Consider the following 633-nt stretch of genomic DNA (forward strand, 5'->3'; position numbering starts at 1 on the left):
GTGGTGCCGGGGGCGCGCTCACGGCGGCGGCAGCTCCGGGCGCAGCGCCCGCCGCGGCCGGTCCTGGCGCGGCGGCTCCGATGGCGGCAGGGCCCGCGACGGCAGCTGCTCCGGCGGCAGCGTCCTCGGCGGCAGGTCCTGGCGCGGCGGCCGCGGGGCCCGCGGCCGCTTCCGCGGGGCCGGTGGCGGCGGGCGGCGGTGGTGGCGTCCCCGAGGGTCCTGGCGCGGCCGACACCGAGAAGCGCATGGAGGCGGCGCAGCCCGAGGAGGAAGCCGCCGCCGAGGCGATGCAGGAGGAGGGCGCGGAGGAGGCGGGAGGCGGCGCCGAGGCCGCTGCGGAGGCGCCCTCGGCCGAAGCGGAGGGAGCCGCCGCGGCGGACGTCCAGGCGAAGGTCGCTGAGCTCGAGACGGGCGGTCAATCCGAGCCGCGTGAGAGCGAGGAGGAGCGGCGGGACCGTGAGGCGGAGCAGGCCCCCGTCGCCGAGCCGGCGGCCGCTTCTCCCGAGGCGGGCGCCTCCGAGGACGCGGCGCTGCCCCCGGGCGAGCAGCAGGCCGCCATGGCGTCGCTGGAGGAGATGGGCGCGGGAGGCGAGGGCGGCTCGGGAGGTGGAGGAGGCGGCGGCGGTGGGGCCA

Annotated in this window: 1 pseudogene; it reads left to right on the forward strand. The window is 81.2% G+C overall.

Annotation, left to right across the window (positions count from 1 at the left end):
- Nucleotides 1-80: 80 nt before the first annotated feature.
- A pseudogene (locus tag HG543_RS54030) lies at nt 81-633 on the forward strand (hypothetical protein); the annotation flags it as partial.

Source organism: Pyxidicoccus fallax (assembly GCF_012933655.1).
GTDB lineage: Bacteria > Myxococcota > Myxococcia > Myxococcales > Myxococcaceae > Myxococcus > Myxococcus fallax.